This is a genomic window from Vibrio sp. E14 (assembly GCF_020515785.1).
GTDB lineage: Bacteria > Pseudomonadota > Gammaproteobacteria > Enterobacterales > Vibrionaceae > Vibrio > Vibrio diabolicus.
This window is the reverse complement of record NZ_JAHPJI010000008.1, coordinates 33,013-53,205: the sequence shown is the minus strand read 5'-3', so window position 1 is coordinate 53,205 and position 20,193 is coordinate 33,013. Positions and strand designations below refer to the sequence as shown.

General features: G+C 45.7%; 18 protein-coding genes. 9 read left to right on the top strand and 9 right to left on the bottom strand.

The window, feature by feature from the left end; genetic code table 11:
- Positions 1-46: 46 nt before the first annotated feature.
- From dxs to xseB, 3 genes are read right to left on the bottom strand one after another with little or no spacing between them, the layout of a single operon-like run.
- A complete protein-coding gene (gene dxs, locus LIX84_RS18870; RefSeq protein WP_226421963.1) occupies positions 47-1,912 on the bottom strand; it encodes a 1-deoxy-D-xylulose-5-phosphate synthase in 1,866 nt (621 codons plus the stop codon).
- A 20-nt stretch (positions 1,913-1,932) separates the two neighbouring features.
- Positions 1,933-2,817: a (2E,6E)-farnesyl diphosphate synthase gene (ispA, locus tag LIX84_RS18865; protein WP_005391389.1), complete on the bottom strand. Its 885-nt coding sequence runs from the start codon at positions 2,815-2,817 to the stop codon at positions 1,933-1,935.
- Between the two features lie 21 nt (positions 2,818-2,838).
- Positions 2,839-3,081, bottom strand: coding sequence for an exodeoxyribonuclease VII small subunit (xseB, locus tag LIX84_RS18860; protein ID WP_005381566.1), 243 nt, complete (start codon positions 3,079-3,081; stop codon positions 2,839-2,841).
- Positions 3,082-3,344: 263 nt separating this feature from the next.
- Here xseB and pomA point away from each other — a divergent pair, with 263 nt between their 5' ends.
- The 7 genes from pomA to rlmM all read left to right on the top strand — a co-directional run bounded on the left by pomA (position 3,345) and on the right by rlmM (position 10,240).
- Complete coding sequence (pomA, locus tag LIX84_RS18855; protein WP_005381564.1) at positions 3,345-4,106, top strand: flagellar motor protein PomA; 762 nt, start codon at positions 3,345-3,347, stop codon at positions 4,104-4,106.
- A gap of 14 nt (positions 4,107-4,120) precedes the next feature.
- Positions 4,121-5,068: a flagellar motor protein MotB gene (locus LIX84_RS18850; protein ID WP_006741833.1), complete on the top strand. Its 948-nt coding sequence runs from the start codon at positions 4,121-4,123 to the stop codon at positions 5,066-5,068.
- 211 nt (positions 5,069-5,279) lie between these two features.
- A complete protein-coding gene (thiI, locus tag LIX84_RS18845; protein ID WP_226421962.1) occupies positions 5,280-6,728 on the top strand; it encodes a tRNA uracil 4-sulfurtransferase ThiI in 1,449 nt (482 codons plus the stop codon).
- 511 nt (positions 6,729-7,239) lie between these two features.
- The gene (locus tag LIX84_RS18840; protein WP_005391378.1) at positions 7,240-8,160 is read left to right on the top strand and encodes a transcriptional regulator GcvA; all 921 of its coding nucleotides are present in this window, start codon (positions 7,240-7,242) and stop codon (positions 8,158-8,160) included.
- Positions 8,141-8,764: an alpha/beta fold hydrolase gene (locus LIX84_RS18835; protein WP_226421961.1), complete on the top strand. Its 624-nt coding sequence runs from the start codon at positions 8,141-8,143 to the stop codon at positions 8,762-8,764. Before LIX84_RS18840 ends, LIX84_RS18835 begins: the two co-directional genes overlap by 20 nt.
- On the top strand, positions 8,754-9,152 hold the full coding sequence (locus LIX84_RS18830; RefSeq protein WP_226421960.1) for a DUF423 domain-containing protein: 399 nt from the start codon (positions 8,754-8,756) through the stop codon (positions 9,150-9,152). Before LIX84_RS18835 ends, LIX84_RS18830 begins: the two co-directional genes overlap by 11 nt.
- Positions 9,149-10,240 (top strand): 23S rRNA (cytidine(2498)-2'-O)-methyltransferase RlmM, encoded by a 1,092-nt coding sequence (rlmM, locus tag LIX84_RS18825; RefSeq protein WP_226421959.1) that lies wholly within the window; start codon positions 9,149-9,151, stop codon positions 10,238-10,240. Before LIX84_RS18830 ends, rlmM begins: the two co-directional genes overlap by 4 nt.
- A 108-nt stretch (positions 10,241-10,348) precedes the next feature.
- On the opposite strand, the gene xni is transcribed toward rlmM, so the two are convergent.
- The 5 genes from xni to queF form a co-directional block, all read right to left on the bottom strand.
- The gene (xni, locus tag LIX84_RS18820; RefSeq protein WP_005391374.1) at positions 10,349-11,131 is read right to left on the bottom strand and encodes a flap endonuclease Xni; all 783 of its coding nucleotides are present in this window, start codon (positions 11,129-11,131) and stop codon (positions 10,349-10,351) included.
- Positions 11,132-11,189: 58 nt separating this feature from the next.
- Positions 11,190-12,566: a nucleotide 5'-monophosphate nucleosidase PpnN gene (gene ppnN / locus LIX84_RS18815; RefSeq protein ID WP_005391372.1), complete on the bottom strand. Its 1,377-nt coding sequence runs from the start codon at positions 12,564-12,566 to the stop codon at positions 11,190-11,192.
- A gap of 290 nt (positions 12,567-12,856) precedes the next feature.
- On the bottom strand, positions 12,857-14,422 hold the full coding sequence (locus LIX84_RS18810; protein ID WP_226421958.1) for a GGDEF domain-containing protein: 1,566 nt from the start codon (positions 14,420-14,422) through the stop codon (positions 12,857-12,859).
- 98 nt (positions 14,423-14,520) lie between these two features.
- Complete coding sequence (locus tag LIX84_RS18805; protein WP_005391368.1) at positions 14,521-16,803, bottom strand: tetratricopeptide repeat protein; 2,283 nt, start codon at positions 16,801-16,803, stop codon at positions 14,521-14,523.
- A 165-nt stretch (positions 16,804-16,968) separates the two neighbouring features.
- The gene (queF, locus tag LIX84_RS18800; RefSeq protein ID WP_199803771.1) at positions 16,969-17,814 is read right to left on the bottom strand and encodes an NADPH-dependent 7-cyano-7-deazaguanine reductase QueF; all 846 of its coding nucleotides are present in this window, start codon (positions 17,812-17,814) and stop codon (positions 16,969-16,971) included.
- Positions 17,815-17,922: 108 nt separating this feature from the next.
- Here queF and syd point away from each other — a divergent pair, with 108 nt between their 5' ends.
- The gene (gene syd, locus LIX84_RS18795) at positions 17,923-18,468 is read left to right on the top strand and encodes a SecY-interacting protein (RefSeq protein WP_005391362.1); all 546 of its coding nucleotides are present in this window, start codon (positions 17,923-17,925) and stop codon (positions 18,466-18,468) included.
- 2 nt (positions 18,469-18,470) lie between these two features.
- A complete protein-coding gene (locus LIX84_RS18790; protein ID WP_053808746.1) occupies positions 18,471-19,247 on the top strand; it encodes a Zn-ribbon-containing protein in 777 nt (258 codons plus the stop codon).
- 111 nt (positions 19,248-19,358) lie between these two features.
- Here LIX84_RS18790 and LIX84_RS18785 read toward each other — a convergent pair whose 3' ends face one another.
- Positions 19,359-20,168, bottom strand: coding sequence for a MetQ/NlpA family lipoprotein (locus tag LIX84_RS18785; RefSeq protein WP_005391357.1), 810 nt, complete (start codon positions 20,166-20,168; stop codon positions 19,359-19,361).
- Between the last annotated feature and the right edge of the window lie 25 nt (positions 20,169-20,193).

The following is a 20,193-nucleotide window of genomic DNA, read 5'->3' as shown; positions in this document are numbered from 1 at the left end:
ACGCTGAACGTAAAAAAGGGATGCTATGAGCATCCCTTTTTACATTCTATTTTGCTAAATACTCCAAGATGGATTTTTCAATCCCTTTTGCATCGAGACCAAGCTCTTCATGCAGTTCATCTTGTGTTCCTTGATGAATAAACTCATCGGGTAAGCCTAGGTTTAAGACTGGCTTAATGATTTTATCTTTCATCATAAACTCAACGACACCTGCACCTGCACCACCTGCGATAACATTTTCTTCTAACGTCACGAGCACGTCATGATCTGCTGCTAATTGACGAATTAATGCTTCATCGAGCGGCTTCACAAAGCGCATATCAGCAACAGTGGCGTTAAGGTATTCTGCCGCTTCTAGCGCGTTACCCAAGAAAGTACCAAAGTTCAGAATAGCAACTTTTTCACCTTGGCGAACCATGCGTCCTTTACCGATTTCTAAAGCCGTAAACTCAGTTTCGATTTCTACGCCCATCCCGCTACCGCGAGGGTATCGAACCGCACTAGGGCCAGTATGTTTATGGCCAGTGTAAAGCATTTGTCGACATTCGTTTTCGTCACTTGGCGCCATGATCACCATGTTCGGAATACAGCGCATGAAGCTTAGATCGAATGCGCCTTGGTGAGTTTGGCCATCTGCACCAACGAGACCTGCACGGTCGATAGCGAACATTACTGGTAAATCCATGATCGCGATATCGTGGATCAGTTGGTCATAACCACGTTGCAAGAAAGTCGAATAGATAGCAACGATTGGATGATCGCCCGCAATTGCCATGCCTGTTGCAAGTGTCACAGCGTGCTGCTCAGCAATCGCCACGTCAAAGTATTGGTCTGGATATTCTTTTGAGAAACGTACCATACCAGAGCCTTCGCGCATTGCTGGCGTAATTGCCATTAGCTTAGGATCTTGGGCCGCCATGTCACATAAAAAGTCACCAAAGATCTTTGAGTAAGTTGGCTTACCGCCACTGCTTTTCGGTAGACAGTTATGCGTTGGATCGAATTTAGGAACACCATGGTAGCCGATAGGATCTTTCTCGGCAGGCTCATAACCTTTGCCTTTCTTGGTCATGATGTGTAGGAACTGAGGACCTTTGAGCTCACGCATGTTTTTTAGCGTTTTGACGAGTTCATTGACGTCGTGCCCATCAATCGGGCCAATGTAATTAAAGCCGAACTCTTCGAACAGAGTACCAGGCACTACCATGCCTTTGAGGTGCTCTTCCGTACGGCGAACCAACTCTTTAATAGGTGGAACACCAGACAGCACTTTCTTACCGCCTTCACGGATAGAAGTGTACAAGCTGCCAGAAAGTACCTTAGCAAGGTGGTTATTCAGCGCGCCTACGTTTTCTGAAATCGACATTTCGTTGTCGTTCAAAATCACCAACATATCAGGATGAACGTCGCCAGCGTGGTTCATGGCTTCGAATGCCATGCCTGCTGTAATTGCGCCATCACCAATCACACTGACGATTTTGCGACCTTTACCTTCTTTTTGTGCGCTGATGGCCATGCCAAGACCTGCACTAATCGATGTCGAAGAGTGGCCGACAGATAAGGTGTCATATTCACTTTCTTCACGCCAAGGGAAAGGGTGTAGACCATCCTTTTGGCGAATTGTTGGCATTTTATCGCGACGTCCGGTGAGGATTTTATGCGGGTAAGCCTGATGACCAACATCCCAGATCAATTTGTCGATAGGGGTGTTGTAAACATAATGCAGAGCGACAGTTAGCTCTACGGTGCCTAAGCCAGACGCTAAGTGTCCGCTAGATTGGCTCACTGAATTTAGCAGATACGTTCGCAGTTCATCACACAGATTTGGTAATGTTTCTTTCGGAAGAAGACGTAATTCTTCCGGTGTATTTGCTAACGCCAGTGTTGGGTACTTTGAAATATCAAGAGTCATATAAATGCGCGCTTATAGTGTTAATTTTTGCGCTCGATGACATATCGGGCGAACTCTTCGAGTAACTGAGTATTGTATGGGATAGCTTCCAATGCTTGAAGTGCTTCCTGTAACAGAGTGTGAGCTTTCTCTATGGCTCCCTCTAAACCCAGCAGGGAAGGATAAGTGCTCTTATTCAGACCTTGGTCGGAACCTTGAGGCTTACCCAGTGTTTCTGTGTCACTGATGATATCAAGAATATCGTCTTGAACCTGAAACGCCAAACCAATTGCTTTTGAGTAGCGCTCCAAGTGAGGTAAAACCTCGATACCTTTCTCACCAGCAGCTAATGCACCTAATTTTACCGCACAATCAATCAGAGCTCCGGTTTTTTTACGGTGTATCTCTTCCATTTCTTCAAGAGAAACTTGGCGATTTTCCGCGCCTAAATCTAAGGCTTGTCCAACACACATGCCGTTAGCGCCAGAAGAATGCGCCAACGCTTTGATCATGTTGATGCGTTGAGTCTCGGCTGCCGGGTTTAATTGACCATCGGCAATAATGGTGAAGGCGAGAGTTTGTAGTGCATCACCTGTCAGTATTGCGGTTGCTTCATCAAACTTAATATGACAAGTTGGTTGACCTCGACGCAGTTCATCATCGTCCATGGCTGGCAGATCATCATGAATGAGTGAGTAGGCATGTATACATTCGATAGCAGCGGCAGGAGTATCTAAGTCTTCTGGTTTACAGCCGAGCATTTGACCTGTGATGTAAACAAGAAAAGGGCGAACGCGTTTTCCACCTAGCAAAAGGCCGTATTTCATTGCCTGAATCAATGGCTGCTCTTGATATGGAAGCTGATCGAGCCACAAGTTCAATTGCTGATTGTTTCTTTGTTGAAAAGACGTCAATGTCTGTTGCATCACATTGCTCACTACTGATGGTTATTCTGAATCTGGTTTGAAGTCACTCAGTGGTGCTTCATCATCTTCGCTAAGAAGAATACTTACGCGCTGTTCGGCGTCGCTAAGTTTAGTTTGGCCGGCACGAGCTAAGGCAATGCCTCTTTCAAACTTACGTAGAGCATCATCTAGGGCAAGATCGCCATTTTCTAATTGATCAACCAAGCTATCAAGCTCTTCAATGGTTGCTTCGAAGGTCATGTTTTCTGGTTTCTTGACCGCCATCTTTTTTCTGCCTTAATCAAGCCTTGGAGAAGATGCACGAAAGTTACCTTAGCCTAGTAACTTGGTCAAATTTAACCTTATATAATTGTCACAAAATTAGCGTTAAACGAGCCTAAGCGCTGAAACCCCATATTTTGGTTAAGGTTGTTAAGTCTAATTTGTGATCCATTAGCTAAGATTTTTCTAAAAATTCTGCGCGAGTTGTCGATACAGGTAATAATCCGCCCAATGGCAGTATTTGAGTATAGCGTGAGGAGTGCTTTGTGGATTTAGCAACCCTATTAGGTTTGATTGGTGGTTTTGCATTCGTCATTATGGCGATGGTGCTTGGTGGCAGCATCGGCATGTTTGTCGATGTCACGTCGATCCTTATTGTCGTTGGTGGCTCAATATTTGTAGTACTGATGAAGTTCACAATGGGACAGTTCTTTGGTGCAACAAAGATCGCAGGCAAAGCCTTCATGTTTAAAGCGGATGAACCGGAAGACTTGATCGCAAAAATTGTGGAAATGGCCGATGCGGCACGTAAAGGTGGTTTTCTTGCTCTTGAAGAGATGGAAATTAATAACACTTTTATGCAAAAAGGTATTGATTTGCTTGTTGATGGCCATGATGCCGACGTGGTAAGAGCGGCCTTAAAAAAAGACATCGCGCTTACGGATGAACGACATACTCAAGGTACTGGCGTATTTCGCGCCTTTGGTGACGTTGCCCCTGCAATGGGGATGATTGGTACCTTGGTTGGCTTAGTCGCGATGCTTTCAAATATGGATGATCCAAAAGCGATTGGACCAGCAATGGCGGTTGCACTCTTAACCACATTGTATGGCGCGATCCTGTCCAACATGGTGTTTTTCCCTATTGCGGATAAGCTTTCTCTGCGCCGTGACCAAGAAACGCTAAACCGCCGTTTGATCATGGATGGTGTATTAGCGATTCAAGATGGTCAAAACCCGCGAGTGATTGATAGCTACTTGAAGAACTACCTCAACGAAGGTAAACGTGCCCTTGAGATTGACGAGTAACTTGGAGAGTAGTGATGGATGATGAAGATAACAAATGTGATTGTCCGCCACCCGGTCTCCCGTTATGGATGGGGACATTCGCGGACTTAATGTCGCTACTGATGTGTTTCTTTGTTCTTCTGCTCTCGTTTTCTGAGATGGACGTGCTGAAGTTCAAACAGATTGCGGGATCAATGAAATTTGCCTTCGGTGTACAAAATCAACTTGAAGTGAAAGACATTCCCAAAGGTACTAGCATCATTGCTCAAGAGTTTCGACCGGGCCGACCGGAACCAACGCCGATTGATGTCATCATGCAGCAAACCATGGACATCACTCAGCAGACGCTCGAATTTCATGAAGGGGAGTCTGACCGAGCTGGTGGCACAAAGCGTGATGAAGGCAAGTTAACGGGGGGCCAGTCGCCAGAAACGTCAACGCAAAACAATCAATCTGCAGAAGCGGACATGCAACAGCAGCAATCTGAAGAGATGTCGCAAGAGATGGAAACCTTGATGGAAAGCATCAAGAAAGCCTTAGAGCGAGAGATTGAACAAGGTGCCATTGAAGTTGAAAATCTTGGCCAACAGATTGTCATACGCATGCGTGAAAAAGGTGCATTCCCTGAAGGTTCGGCCTTCTTGCAGCCTAAATTCCGCCCTTTAGTTCGACAAATTGCAGAGTTAGTAAAAGACGTGCCTGGCATTGTGCGAGTATCCGGTCATACGGACAACCGACCGTTGGACTCAGAGCTTTATCGTTCTAACTGGGATCTCTCTTCTCAGCGCGCCGTATCGGTCGCACAAGAGATGGAGAAGGTGAGAGGCTTCTCTCATCAACGTTTGAGAGTGCGAGGCATGGCAGATACTGAACCATTGTTGCCGAATGATTCTGATGAAAATCGCGCGCTTAACCGACGGGTTGAAATCAGCATCATGCAAGGCGAACCACTATACAGTGAAGAAGTGCCTGTAATTCAATAACTAGACTTTAGTTTTAAGTCAGTAGAGGGATAAGAAAGCGAGCAGATTGCTCGCTTTTTTTGTTTTTCCAATCCGCTTGGGTGTATAATCTTGCGCCTTAAAAGTGAGCTCAGACTACTTTTTGTGACTGAAACGCGGTTTTACTGCGTATGAAGCATTGAAGTTGAGTGTCACTCTTTGTTGATTGCGAAACTAACCTGCGAATTAGACTATGAAATTTATTGTAAAGCCCCATCCAGAAATTTTTGTAAAAAGTGAATCTGTGCGTAAGCGCTTCACAAAGATTTTAGAGTGCAACATTCGTAACATCATTAAGAGCCGCACGGAATCTGTCGCGGTATTCAACCGTCGTGATCACATTGAAGTGACCTCTGAGAGTAACGAATTCCACGCTGAAGTTCTTGAGGTTTTGACTCATACACCAGGCATTCACCACGTACTGGAAGTGAAGCAGACCGAATTTAAAGACTTGCACGATATCTTCGAACAAGTACTGGAGCTAAATCGCTCTGCACTCGAAAATAAAACCTTTGTTGTACGTGCGAAGCGTCGCGGTAAGCACGACTTTACCTCTATCGAACTAGAGCGTTATGTCGGCGGTGGTTTAAACCAAGCGATTGAGAGCGCAAGAGTTAAGCTGCAAAACCCAGACGTGACGATCAAGGTGGAAGTCTCGAACGATAAGCTAAACCAAGTGCTGGCTCGTCATAAAGGTCTAGGCGGCTTCCCACTGGGCACGCAAGAAGACGTGTTGAGCTTGATCTCTGGTGGTTTTGACTCTGGTGTTTCTAGCTATCTGCACATCAAGCGTGGCTCAAAAGTACATTACTGCTTCTTTAACTTAGGTGGTCCAGCGCACGAAATCGGCGTTAAGCAGGTTTCTCACTACCTATGGAACAAATACGGCTCTTCAGCAAAAGTACGTTTCATCTCAGTTTATTTCGAACCTGTGGTTGCGGAAATCCTAGAGAAAGTCGATGACGGCCAAATGGGGGTTATCTTGAAGCGTATGTTCATGCGTGCAGCAGGCATGATCGCTCAGAAGATGAAGATCGAAGCATTGGTGACTGGCGAAGCGCTCGGTCAGGTATCGAGCCAAACGCTAACTAACCTCCGCCATATCGATAACGTAACGGACACGTTGATTCTGCGCCCACTTATCAACTGGGATAAAGAAGACATCATTAACCTAGCACGCGAAATCGGCACAGAAGACTTTGCGAAGACTATGCCAGAGTATTGTGGTGTTATTTCTAAGAAGCCGACAGTAAAAGCGATTAAAGCGAAGCTAGAAGCGGAAGAAGAGAAGTTTGACTTTAGCATTCTTGAGCAAGTAGTTCGTGATGCACGCATGATGGACATTCGTGATATCGCGAAAGAGTCTGAGCAAGCAGCACCAGAAGTCGAGCAGGTTGAAGCGGTAGAAGAGCACGCGGTTGTGCTAGATATTCGTAGTCCTGAAGAGGAAGACGATAACCCGCTCGAAATCGAAGGTGTGGATGTGAAACATATCCCATTCTACAAGTTGGGTACACAGTTTGGTGATTTAGACCAATCTAAGACATATCTATTGTACTGTGACCGTGGGGTGATGAGCCGTCTGCAAGCACTTTACTTGCAAGAGCAAGGCTTCAATAACGTAAAAGTTTACCGCCCATAGTTGACTGATAAAAAGACGTTAAAAGGCGCAAATTGAGACATCAATTTGCGCCTTTTTTGTTTTTGATCGCGTTACAGCTAATCATTACTTAGCATAATGTTGAGGCTTATCGCAAAGCCATACACTTTGTGTTGATATAACGATAATTAATCCGAAAGAAGAGTAATAAAGTGATGTTGCTGCCAGATATACGGATGAGATTTTCGATAGATAAAAAAACACCGCCTAATTTAGGCGGTGTAACAAATTTGACAGACAGGTCAAAAATAAATACAGGAAGTATATGTTTTGTCACAGGGAGTGTGGACAAAACATTATGGTAGAAATCTACCTAACTCGAAATACGAGTTTGCAAACACAACATCGCAACAACGAAGCCAATTGATTTCCAAAGAAATCAAGCCGTTCAGGCTCGTGTTGCGGGGTGAAATATAGAATTTATCTGGCTGTTCGACAACGGACATTTTATAATGTTTCAGATTAAAAAAACTAATCCTATTTGAGGTCCCATATGTCTCGCAGATTGCCTCCATTAAATTCGCTTCGAGTCTTCGAAGCGGCTGCTCGTCATCTCAGTTTTACGCGAGCGGCAGAAGAGTTGTTTGTTACTCAAGCCGCGGTCAGTCACCAGATTAAAGCACTCGAAGAGTTCTTATCGTTGAAGCTCTTTCGTCGCCGTAATCGTTCGCTATTGTTGACAGAAGAAGGACAAAGTTACTTTCTCGACATCAAAGATATTTTCACCTCGATTGCCGAGGCGACAGATAAGGTATTGGAACGTAGTGAAAAAGGGGCATTGACGATCAGTCTACCGCCGAGTTTTGCTATCCAATGGTTGGTGCCTCGTTTGGCCGATTTTAATGCTCAAGAGCCAGATATCGATGTACGTATTAAAGCTGTGGATATGGATGAAGGTTCACTGACTGATGATGTAGATGTGGCTATCTACTATGGCCGTGGGAATTGGCCGGGTTTGCGAGCGGATAAATTGTACCAAGAGTTTCTGATCCCACTTTGTTCACCTTCGTTACTTTTAGGCAACAAACCATTAGAATCTCTAAGTGACCTCAAATTACACACTTTGTTACATGATACTTCGCGTAAAGACTGGAAGCAGTTTGCGCGTCATTACAACATCGAAGGTATCAATGTAAACCACGGTCCTATTTTCAGTCACTCGACGATGGTGCTACAGGCTGCTGCGCATGGTCAGGGGGTTGCGCTTGGTAACAACGTACTCGCCAAGCCAGAAATGGAAGCTGGACGACTCATCGCGCCATTCGACGAGGTGTTGATCTCCAAGAATGCATTCTACGTGGTGTGTCATGAACAGCAGGCAGATATGGGCCGAATCGCAACGTTTAGAGACTGGATGTTAGCGACCGCGAGAAAAGAGCAAGAGGAAGTACTAGATGAGCCAATGGATAGTTGAGGGACCTAAAAGCGGTCCTCTATTTATCTTTGCCCATGGCGCTGGAGCGGGGATGGAACATGATTTCATGGCCGCCGTTGCCAAAGGATTAGTTGAGCAAGGAATTCGCGTGGTGCGATTTAACTTCCCGTATATGATTAAGCGAGCGGAAGATGGGAAAAAGCGTCCACCAGATCGTGCGCCAAAACTGCTGGAAGCCTATGAAGAAGTGATTGCTCACTTTACCTCTCAACCTATTGTCATTGGTGGTAAGTCAATGGGTGGCCGCATGTCGAGTTTACTGGCTGAAAATGAGCTGGTGGCGGGCATTGCCTGTTTAGGGTTTCCATTTCACCCACCGGGAAAGCCAGAAAAGTTCAAAGGCGATCACTTAGCGAATATCGAGAAACCTACGCTGATTCTACAAGGGGAGCGAGACACCTTTGGTAAGCGTGAGGAATTCGATGACTTTGTCCTTTCATCGCAAGTTAAGGTGAGTTTTTTACCCGATGGTGACCACAGCTTTAAACCGCGCAAGAGCTCAGGCCATACCGAGGCGGGTAACATCGAGCTCGCGGTAGAGCAGTTAGCGGCGTTTATCAAAGAGGTGTACCGTGAAAAGTAAGTGGTTACTCTCATTTTCTGGTCTGTCTGGGCTGGTTTCTGTCGCTCTAGGTGCCTTTGCTGCACATGGGCTAAAAGCTCAGCTGGCTCCGTATTTACTTGGCGTATTTGAGACCGGAGTGTTGTACCAATTTATTCACTCGCTGGCGATTGTGTTTTGTGCGGTTTTATTGCTATTGAATTTGGGACAAAAAGCACAAAAATATTTTTTCATTGCAGCGATTTGCTTTATCATCGGCATCTTTTGTTTTAGCGGCAGTCTTTACGCACTGGCGCTGACAGGCATTAAGTGGTTTGGGCCGATTACTCCAATGGGAGGATTGCTGTTCATGATTGGTTGGTGTCTGTTCTTTTTTGCTGCGTTCAATATCAAAGAGGTCTCCAAGTGAAACAACTAATGCTCTATTGCCGTTCTGGCTTTGAGAAAGAGTGTGCTGGTGAAATTCAGGACAAAGCGACACAGTTGGAAGTGTATGGCTTCCCTCGTGTGAAGAGAAACTCAGGTTATGTTGTCTTCGAGTGTTACCAAGATGGAGATGCGGACAAACTTGCGAGAGGTTTGGACTTTAAGTCGTTAATCTTCGCTCGCCAAATGTTTGCGGTAGCGGCTGAGTTTCAATCGCTGCCAAGTGATGACCGCATTAGCCCAATTTTGAATGAGCTAGCAGACATTGAAGCGTTTCCTCGCTGTGGGGATTTGAGAATTGAAACTCCGGATACGAATGAAGCGAAAGAGCTACTGAAATTCTGCCGTAAATTTACTGTCCCAATGCGTCAAGCGTTGCGCGGTAAAGGTTTAATGTTGAACAAAGACAACGCGAAGAAGCCAGTACTGCACATTTGTTTTGTGGAGTCTGGCCACTGTTATGTCGGTTATTCTTACACTGACAATAACTCTCAGTTCTTCATGGGTATTCCTCGCCTTAAGTTCCCAGCAGACGCCCCAAGTCGTTCAACGCTTAAACTGGAAGAAGCATTTCACGTCTTTATTCCTCGTGAAGAGTGGGATGAGCGTTTAGCACCAGGAATGTGGGGGGTTGATTTAGGCGCATGCCCAGGCGGTTGGACGTACCAATTGGTGAAGCGCTCGATGTTCGTTCACTGTGTCGATAACGGCATGATGGCAGACAGCTTGATGGAAACTGGCCAGATCAAGCATCATATGGTGGATGGTTTTAAATTCGAACCAGACCGTAAGAACGTAACATGGATTGTTTGTGACATGGTAGAAAAGCCAGCTCGTGTTGCTCACCTTATGGGCCAGTGGCTGTTAAAAGGTTGGGCGAAAGAGGCAATCTTTAACCTTAAGCTGCCAATGAAAGGCCGCTATGACGAGGTGCTGCAAGACCTTGAAAACCTGAAGCAGTTCCTGATTGATAATAAGGTAAAGTTCAGACTACAAGCTAAGCATTTGTATCATGATCGTGAAGAGATCACGATTCATATCCAGTGTCTATCGAACATTTCGCCGTACTAATTCTATCTCCGAGTCATTTGGGGATAGTCCCGAGAATAGAAAAAAGCGCCTTCAAATGGCGCTTTTTTATTGTCTGAGAGCTTTATGGTTTGAAACCATCATCAGACACTATTCCGCTTTATTTGGTCCTGTAAAGCGAATGTCCTGTAAGTTAAAGCCGAGTTCAATGTCGCACTTTAAAGCCGCGACGCGTTTACATAGGCGTGCAGACTCAATGTGCTCGTCTAATTTTTTACGGTATTTCGGTGCGAGGTCTTCACTGGCGTAGGCTGCTTCAATATTCTCAAACTGAGTAAGAATCTCTTTCGCCGCTTTTGGTCCAATGCCCGGAACCCCCGGCACTTGGCTAGAGCTGATCCCCGTTAACCCCCAATAATCGGCCAGTTGGCTCGGTTTTACGCCGAACTCTTTTTCGATAAACGGTTCATCTAACCAACGATGTTGGAAGTAATCACGGATCTGTAGGGTAGGAGAAAGCAGCTGACAGTAGCCTTTATCCGTAGAAACGATGGTGACTTTTTCACCATGACTGGCCACTTTAGTCGCGAGAGTAGCAACCAAGTCGTCCGCTTCATCGCCTTCAGAAAGCAATGAATCAATACCTTGTTCCCACCATGCTTGCTGAATCGCATCTAGACCTTGCATCAGCGGTTCCGGCATTGGTTTTCGATTTTGCTTATAGTCTGGGAGAATCTCAGCTCGCCATCCTCTGTCTTGTTCATGGTGATCGAAAACCGCGATGATGTGTGTCGGGTTGGCTTCTGACAGAATGCGAGTGAGGGTTCTTTGTGTCGTGGTGATGGTTCTTGCTATGTCGGTTGGATCCGGTTGTGCAGAGTGCACACGTCGGATCAGGTTTAGGGCATCAATAATAACAAGATGAATAGACATAATGACTTAGCAATAAAAAAGGGGCGTAATGCCCCTAGTGTAACGAATGCTAGCCTGACTATCGACCACCAATTTCTGGGTGAGCGATACGATAACACGGTTCGTAGTCTGAACCGCCAGGCAATTTCATTCGGTGTTGTTCGACAAAGTCTTGTAGTAACTTATCGAGCTTTTTCATTAGCACAGGATCACCGTGAATGGTGAAAGGGCCTCGACGTTCGATTTCTCGAATGCCTTCGGCTTTTACGTTACCAGCCACGATACCGGAGAAAGCTTGACGCAGGTTGGCCGCTAAGACTTGAGGTTCTTGATCTAAGCTTAAATCCAATTGCTCCATCGACTCATGAGTTGGATCGAATGGTAACTGGAAGTTAGGCTCGATTTTTAATGACCAGTTAAAGCTATAAGCATCGCCTTTTTCTTTTCGGTGAAGGCGTACAGAGTCCATGGAGCGCTTCATGATACGTGCCACTTCTGCCGGATCGTCAATGACGATCTCGTAATGCTTTTGACCTTCTTCGCCAAGTGTATCGCGAACAAACTCGTCGATAGAGCGGAAGTACTCTTCACTCTCTTTTGGTCCAGTTAACACGATAGGCATTGGTTGATCGGCGTTGTCTGGGTGCATCATAATGCCAAGAATATACAGCAACTCTTCTGCAGTACCCGGACCACCAGGGAAAATCACAATGCCATGTGCCATACGTACAAAGGCTTCCAAACGCTTTTCGATGTCTGGCATGATAACCAGCTCATTCACGATTGGGTTTGGTGGCTCGGCTGCAATAATCGAAGGCTCGGTTAAACCAAGATAACGTTGCTGAGTATAACGCTGCTTCGCATGTCCGATAGCGGCACCTTTCATTGGCCCTTCCATCGCACCAGGGCCACAACCCGTGCAGATATTAAGTTCACGCAAGCCAAGCTCGTTACCGACTTCACGTGTGTATTGATATTCCACGCCATTGATAGAGTGACCACCCCAACACACGACGAGGTTTGGCTCGATACCTGGTGTGAGGGCTCTGGCATTACGCAGAATACCGAACACGAGGTTAGTGATGTGAATTGGGTTCGTCAGGTTTAGCCGTTGTGCGTCTGCTAAGTGCATGTTGACATAAACGATATCGCGTAACACGGAGAACAGATGCTCTTGGATACCTTTAATTATTTCGCCATCGACAAAGGCGTGCTCAGGTGGGTTAGTCAGCTCAAGCTTAATACCACGCTCGCGGCGCACTACGTTGACATCAAACGACTGGTGTTTATCGAGTAGCTCTTTCGAGTTATCGGTATGACTGCCGGAGTTCAACACCGCTAACGTGCAGTTGCGGTACAGTTGATAAAGTTCACTCGAGGCCGTGTTCTTTAAGCGCTCTACTTCTAATTGAGATAGCAAGTCCATGCTACCAGCGGGGCTTATATGGGTAATCATAACGCCTCCTTGTGTTGCATTATTTTGAGGGAAAGTACCAACTCACCTTTTTGGGTTATACGTATGGTTTGATGAAAGGCAGTTGGCCGATTTGGTTTTATGGTTATTGACTCCCAAGCAACCTCAAGATGGTACATTCGCGTTCTGTAAATGCATCATCTTGAAGTGACTTGGGTTTTTACAGCTTAGCAGACTGAAAGGGAAGAAATGTGATAACTCGTTGAAAATGGGTGGTTATAAAGCGTAAATTGCGCCAATTCTGGTTTGTTTGTTCGCTTTTTGTACGAAATCTAGCTCCAGTTAAGCTGGTTTGTTCCACGTTTTTTAGCGTCCGCAAGCATCTTGCCGAGTCGATCGAGTACATACTCTGGCGTATCGGACTCTTTAAAAGAGGTCGACACTGCCGCTAGGGTGATCATGATATTTTGCTCGCGGAACTTAAATGGCAATTGGCTAATATCACGCTGGATATATTTAATGAGATCCAGTGTGTATTCTTCAGATTGTTCTGGAACGAGTAAAATAAACTCTTCACCACCAAAGCGAGCTACCGTTTCAGTTTCTGATACGCGTTTATTAATGGTGCGAGCGATGATCTTCAACGCTTTATCACCAGCCGTATAGCCATAGCTGTCATTCACCGCTTTGAAGTTATCAACGTCAAACAACACTACACGCAGGTTCTGTTGAGAGCGAATCCAACGGCGATACTCTAGCTCCAGTCGATCATTAAATGCGGTGCGGTTATAGACTTTAGTCAGAGGGTCTAGCAACATGCGCTGAGCTTGGTCATCTAAGCGTCGACGATGATCTTGGGTGGTTTCAAACACGGCTTCGAGCTGGTTCTTACTGTAATTCAAACGCTCTTGCAGCGCTTGTTCTCGTTCTTCCGTCATTTTAAGTCGCTCTGTCAGCGACGCCATTTTCGCAAGTAACGGGGCGATTTCTTTTTTTACATCCGCTAGATCTTGAGCTTGGTCGAGCGAAAGTTGACTCAATTCAACCAGACTGTTCATTTCTGTGTTGAGCTCTTGGCGGTGCTCAAAGTAGGTATGATGTTGGTCGACGTTCTGATGAACGGTTTTTAGGTTACTTGCGAGAGAAGTGTTCAGCTGATCAAGGAATTGGCTAGACGCTTCGCGCTCAAACTTTGTTGCTTCGACAACCAATTTCAGCGTTGAGAGCGTAAGCTCAATGAGAGACTCTGCACTCACGCCAAGAAGTAGCTTAGCCCGAATATCGAGCAATCGATCTCCCGTTTCTCCCTCAAAATCCAGCTCGGTGATGGTATGTTGTAGATCGCTGGCTAAGCACTCAAGTTGAGACTTATCAGGATTATTCTCAAACTCACTGAGATGCAAACGCGAGTTGGAAGTGATGATTTTCAGAGCGCGTTCGTAAATGCTCAGTAGCTTAGTGGCTTGATCGGCTTTATTGCTGGCATGAGCTTCTGAGAAACTCATTAAGTTCCGTAGTTCACGTTTTAACTGCGCAGGTAAACCTGTGACACGTTGGAGTGTTTCACCACTGTGTTTGATTTGTTCGTCTAGGTAGCCGTTCTGTTTGTCCATCGTCTTCGACTGCTGTTTGAGCATTCTCTCTAATACCGCTAAACGTGGGATAAGAGTACTGATATCTTTTTGATGTTGCAGCTCTTGTTGGATTTCAAACAGGTAATTGGATACCTGGGTATTCGAACCCTGGCAAGCTGAAGACAATGATGCCACAACGCGTTTAAGAACTTGTTGTTCACGTTTGAATTTTAGTGAAGTATCACGATGTGTCAGTCTGAGTTGATCAAGTTGACAACTCAGCTGATGAAGCTGCGACTGAATATCGGATTCCAAGATTCCCATGAAGTGACTACGGTTAAGTCCATGTACTACTGACAATTATCCGATAATAACAAAAAACGTTATAGCGTCATTAGTTATTGTGTCTAACAGGCGTTTAATTATCCATTTTTTAATATTTTCTTGATGTCGTCCTCATTCTTGTAGGACGAATGGATCTTAATCAGGCCTTGGCTAATGGCATGCTGACAGGCGGTTCTTATGTTACCCGTTGCAAAGCTCGCGGCGGGTGCGTTATCGATGGCTTTCAAGAAAACCCAGTGGCTTTGCTTATCCTTCAAGCTGACTTCTCGCGCAATGTGAGTCGCGAGCAGCAACAGATCGAGTAATTCCTCGTCGTTAATTGCAGTGTAGGCTCGGGGTAAGAACGGATAATCGCTGATACCCATGCGAATAATGCGGTTGACGTTGTGCTGCTGAGCGAACTCATCCACCCAAGTCTGGAATTTCTCGAACATGACTTCGGCAGAAGCATCACGGTCAGCGTTCGGCTCGATATAGAGTAGGTTTGCATCTGAGAAATGGTAAAGACGCGATGGCTTTTCTATCTTTTCCGCTAGAAAGTCGCCAAATGCGCGCTCCAGCTCTAGACCTGCTTTATAACCGTTGTGGACGTACATGCTTCGTAGGAATGGCAAGTCGATCATGACAAAGCGCAGGCGATCGTTAAGTGGCTCGTGGATCAATTCGCCCATTTGCCATTGCTCGAAAGTTTCGCTCGACTTTTTCAATGAGCGAGACAGCTTCACGTTCAGCATACGCAAGTTACGTAAACGGGAACGAGAGTGAGTGAAGAGATCATTACGCAGTTTTTCGATTTCACTTGCTTGGCGCTGCATGATCACGCCGCGGCGCATAATGAACAAAAACATCACCAACACAGTAATAAACAATGCGAATGAGATTTTCTGGAATTTGCGGTGTTCCCTTTCCACTTGCTCAAGGCGTTCCGATTGGCCGATATAGTGGATGGTTTGTTCAGCAAACTCTTTTTGTTGGCGGAATGCATCCTCACTGATTTGGTTGAGCTGTTTTTGCTCTAAACGCACAAGGTTGGTGTATTTCTTATAAGCCTGCAGAGAAAGTTGGTATTCGCCTGCCTGCTCGTAACCAAGCCCGAGTAAGCGGTAAGACTGCTGCTTAATGAAGTTGTTATTTTCAGGTGACTTTTCAGCAAGTGCTAACGCCAGCTTTGCATTGGTAATGACGTTTTTACTGTCGTTTTGATGATAAGCCAGGCCTGACTGAAGCAACGCTGCCTTTGCTTCAAGCTTAGGAATGTCAGTGTATTCTAAAAGCTCTTTAGAACGGTCTAGGTATTGTTCAGCTAGCGCGTAGTTGTAGAGTTGCAGATAGGTAGCCGCTAAGCTTAAGCGAATCTTAATGATCCGATTAATGTTCTTACTGGTGCTTTCATGGTCCAGCACGTTGAAGTAGTGCACTAAGGCAAGGTTAAACTTGCCTTGGTAAAAATAAATGTCACCCATTTGCTCAAGGACATCCGCTAGGATGGGAGAGCTAGGGTAGGAGTCATAGAAGTCTGCGGCTTGAGATAAGTATTCGATCGCTTTGTCGTAAACTCGACGCTCTTGGAAGAGTCTCGCCAACAGGCGATTAACTTTTGCTAACCTTGCGCCACTGTCACTCTCAATAGATTGCCAATAACCGTAAAGCAGTTCCGACAAAGCCAAATTGTATTTCTTGCTATTCAGATAAAACTCGCCGACGGCTGTGTAATAGTCGATCAAGGCTAAGTCAGATCGGCTGTCTTCAAGCATAGTTTTGGCTTGAGAATACAAACTTTCCGCTTTAATCAGATCGCCACTATGTGAAGCGAGGAGCGCTCTTTGCATCACTAATCGATAGCGGACGCTGTCGGTACGTTGCAATACCGCATCGGCTTCATCGAGTTGCTGCTCAATTTGGTTAAGCGTATCTTCCGCTTTTGAATAGTTTTTGTCGTACATCCAAATCATTTGGTTGCGCATCAGCTGGAGATCTAAGTCCATGTACGGCAATTGATATTCTTGCGCTAAGCGCTCGGCTTTGTTTAGGTGTTCGATAGCCGAACGAACGTTACCCATGGCGTAGTCTGCCTGAGCGATAATCTTGTGTGCTTCGATGGTGCTGCTTGGTGTGCGAACGCTACGATCGGTCTCGTCACGAGACATAGCAGAAGGGCTGTCACTCTCTTTGCGTTCCGTTAGCTCACGTTGTGACAAGTAGTTGGTTGCCGCTTGTTTTGCTTGTGATGGCTCTATTTCCGCCAATTGTTGTGCTTCGTTGAGTAACGCGGACGATAAAATGGTCGCGTGAAGCGGCTGTACAAACAGCAAGCAAAGAAAGCCAATCAACTTGAATAGACGCGAACTGTCCCAAAACATCCTTTCGTTCCCTCGAACTGTTTTTAGATATGGCGGATAACGGTAAAAGACCTCAACAAGCCTCTTAAATGCAGGTTGAAGCCATTTGATATAGTAACATGCTTGGACAATAAAAACGTCCGGTAACCCTTTAGATTACCGAACTTATTTCTGTCACTAACGCGATTACTGACGAGCCATGCGGTGGTTGTGATCTGGCTTGTCTTGTTCCGTTGAGCGGTACGGGTTGATGTCCAAGCCACCACGGCGCGTGTAGCGGGCGAATACGGTCAGTTTGCTTGGTTGGCAGTATTTCATTAGATCAGTAAAAATACGCTCAACACACTGTTCGTGAAATTCGTTGTGCTCGCGGAAAGATACCAAGTAACGCAGTAATTTCTCGCGATTTATTTTCGCACCTTGGTAGCGAATTTCTACACTGCCCCAGTCAGGCTGGTTAGTGATTAAACAGTTTGACTTCAATAGATGGCTATGTAGGATTTCTTCCACTTGCTCTTCACCTGCTGCGCCTTCAAGCAAATCGGCATCAAAATCGTAACTGGTGATGTCAATGTCTTGGTCATCAATGCATTCGCCTTCCATTGTCACAATAGGCTGATTGGTGTAGTGAGTAACCGGGTTCACCTCGACCAACACCTTTTCACCTGCACATTCAGATAGGTCTTGCGTTAAACGCTCTTCAACTTCTTCCCAGCTTGAAAAACGGGTTTGGTTGTAGCTGTTTAAGTACAGTTTGAAAGACTTCGACTCAATCAAGTTTGCACTGGTGGCTGGAATGTATACTTCGCCAACGGCCACTTGTGGTAAGCCTTTACTATTTAACCAAGATAGCTCGTACAGCGTCCAAATGTCGTGGCCCATAAAAGGAAGGCTGTCGCCTAACTGAAGGTCATCTCGGTTTAGGCTACGAGGAACTGGTTGCAGCAAGCTTGGGTCGTATTGGTTCGCATACTCGGTCTTTTTACCTAGTGTTAGGCCAGCAAGCTCCTTAGCGTCAGAATATTTGCTCATACTTTGTGGTCGTTTTCGATTAGAATGGCGAGAATTTTACTGAATCCGCTGGTCAATTGCCATCCGGCAAACACGGCTATCTGATAAATAAGGAATGAGGAGACCTTCATGACCCAAAACGTTACTCAGGCGCTACAAGAGTTCAGCCTGCGCTACCAACAAGCTTGGCAAGCTAAATATAATGAGTTGCCAAGCAGTGAAGAGCTTGCAGATCTTGTTTCTCCTTGTGTCGAAGAGAAGCGTGATGGAAAGGTGCTTTGGAAAGCGGTCGCGCGTAATGAGATGGCCGATTTCACTAATGTGGAAAATGCGATTGAGTTGTCACTGCAAGATGATGTAAAAGCCTTTTATGGTTCTCAATACAGCGCCGATATGGAGGCAACTTGGCAAGGTAATTCGTTGACGCTGCTGCAAGTGTGGAGCGATGATGATTTTGTGCGCCTACAAGAAAATATTCTTGGTCATTTGGTAACGCAACGTCGCCTGAAACTTAAACCAACGGTATTTATCGCGGCGACAGATGAGGAAATGGATGTGATCTCGATTTGTAACCTCACTGGTAATGTGATTTTAGAGCGTTTAGGTACGTCTAAACGCGATGTGCTGGCGGATTCATTGGCTGAGTTCTTGAGCAAGTTAGAGGCTGCCGTCTAAGTATGTATGTTGTTGAGTTGCAGTTTGAGTGTTTTGATAACACCACCGTCAGCGCGGTAGACAAAGCCATTAATGGCTTGATGGATGCGTTGCGTTATAACGGCCAAGTACTAGGCCGAGAATTCCCGATAGTGATGGGAGATGGCGAGTTTTATGTTCGTGTCGTTTGCCCAGAGCAAGACAGTTTGCATCCACGTTATCACTCAGATTTTGTCAAAGTGTGCATGAACCGTTTGTCAGACGCGTCTTTGCTTGCACCGAAAATGCGTATGCTTGGCCGTGATTTAAATTCAGAACAAGCGGCCGAAGAAGAGACACCTAGCTGGCAAGTGTTGTACACGACTTATGTTCATACGTGTTCGCCATTGCGCAGTGGGGAAACGTTGTTGCCGATTCCTTTGTATCGCAATGAGCCGACGCTAAATGGTGACCATAAAGCCGTCATCAAATGGCAGACAGAATGGCAAGCGTGCGATGAAATCCAAATGGCTGGCGGTTGCCGAGCAGAACATGCGGCGCTGCACGAAATTTGCGATGTGGATAGTGTGCTGTTTCGCCGAGGTTGGGACTTACGTGGCCGTATCGAATACATCACCAAGATCCCTACGTACTATTACCAGTATCGTGTCGGCGGTCAGTCGCTGGAGAGCGAGAAAGCGCGCAAGTGCCCAAAATGCGGTGGAGAGTGGCTACTCGATGAGCCACTACATGACATATTTCATTTTAAGTGTGATGACTGCCGAATCGTGTCGAACATCTCTTGGGACCACCTTAAGTAGCGAATTGAAGTTACTTAAATGGGTGGATAGAGAAATAAAAAGGGCTGATGTTTTCACATCAGCCCTTTTATGTTCAGACTATTATTTTCAGTACGGTTTAGAAAAGTGGGATTACCAACCTTTCACTACGCCGCCTTTGAATAGCTCTTTTGCCGCTTCGTAAACTTCTTCCGTTTGGTAAGCTTTTACGAAGTTTTGTACGTTTTGCGCATTAACATTTTCTTCGCGAGCAACAATTAGGTTTACGTATGGTGAGTCTTTATCTTCAACAAACACACCGTCACGCTCTGGCGATAGGTCGATAGAGCTTGCGTAAGTGGTGTTGATGATAGATAGCGTTACGTCATCCAATGAACGTGGAAGTTGTGGCGCTTCTAACTCAATGATTTCGATATTTTTAGGGTTGCCTACGATATCACGTACTGTAGCGAGTAGACCAACGCCATCACGCAGCGTAATCAAACCTTGTTGCTCAAGAAGCAGTAGTGAGCGACCTAGGTTCGTTGGATCGTTTGGAACTGCGATGCGTGCGCCATCTTGGATTTCATCGATTGACTTCACTTGCTTAGAGTAACCAGCAATAGGGTAAACGAATGAGTTACCCGCGATAGCCAGTTTGTAGCCGCGGTCTTTCACTTGTTGGTCTAGGTATGGTTTATGTTGGAACGCATTCGCGTCTACTGAACCATCATCCAGAGCGGCATTTGGGGTTACGTAATCGGTAAATGTTACTAATTCAACGTCTAGGTTGTACTTTTCTTTTGCTACTTTAGCTGCAACTTCGGCAACTTGTGCTTCAGCACCAGCAATAACGCCAACTTTTACTTTATTTACGTCTACTTCTTTGTCGCCACAACCCGCTAGAACAAGAGCAGAAGCGGCCGTTGCTACAGTCAAAAGACCTTTAAGGCTAAATTTCATCTTTATCTCCTTATAATTTGTATTT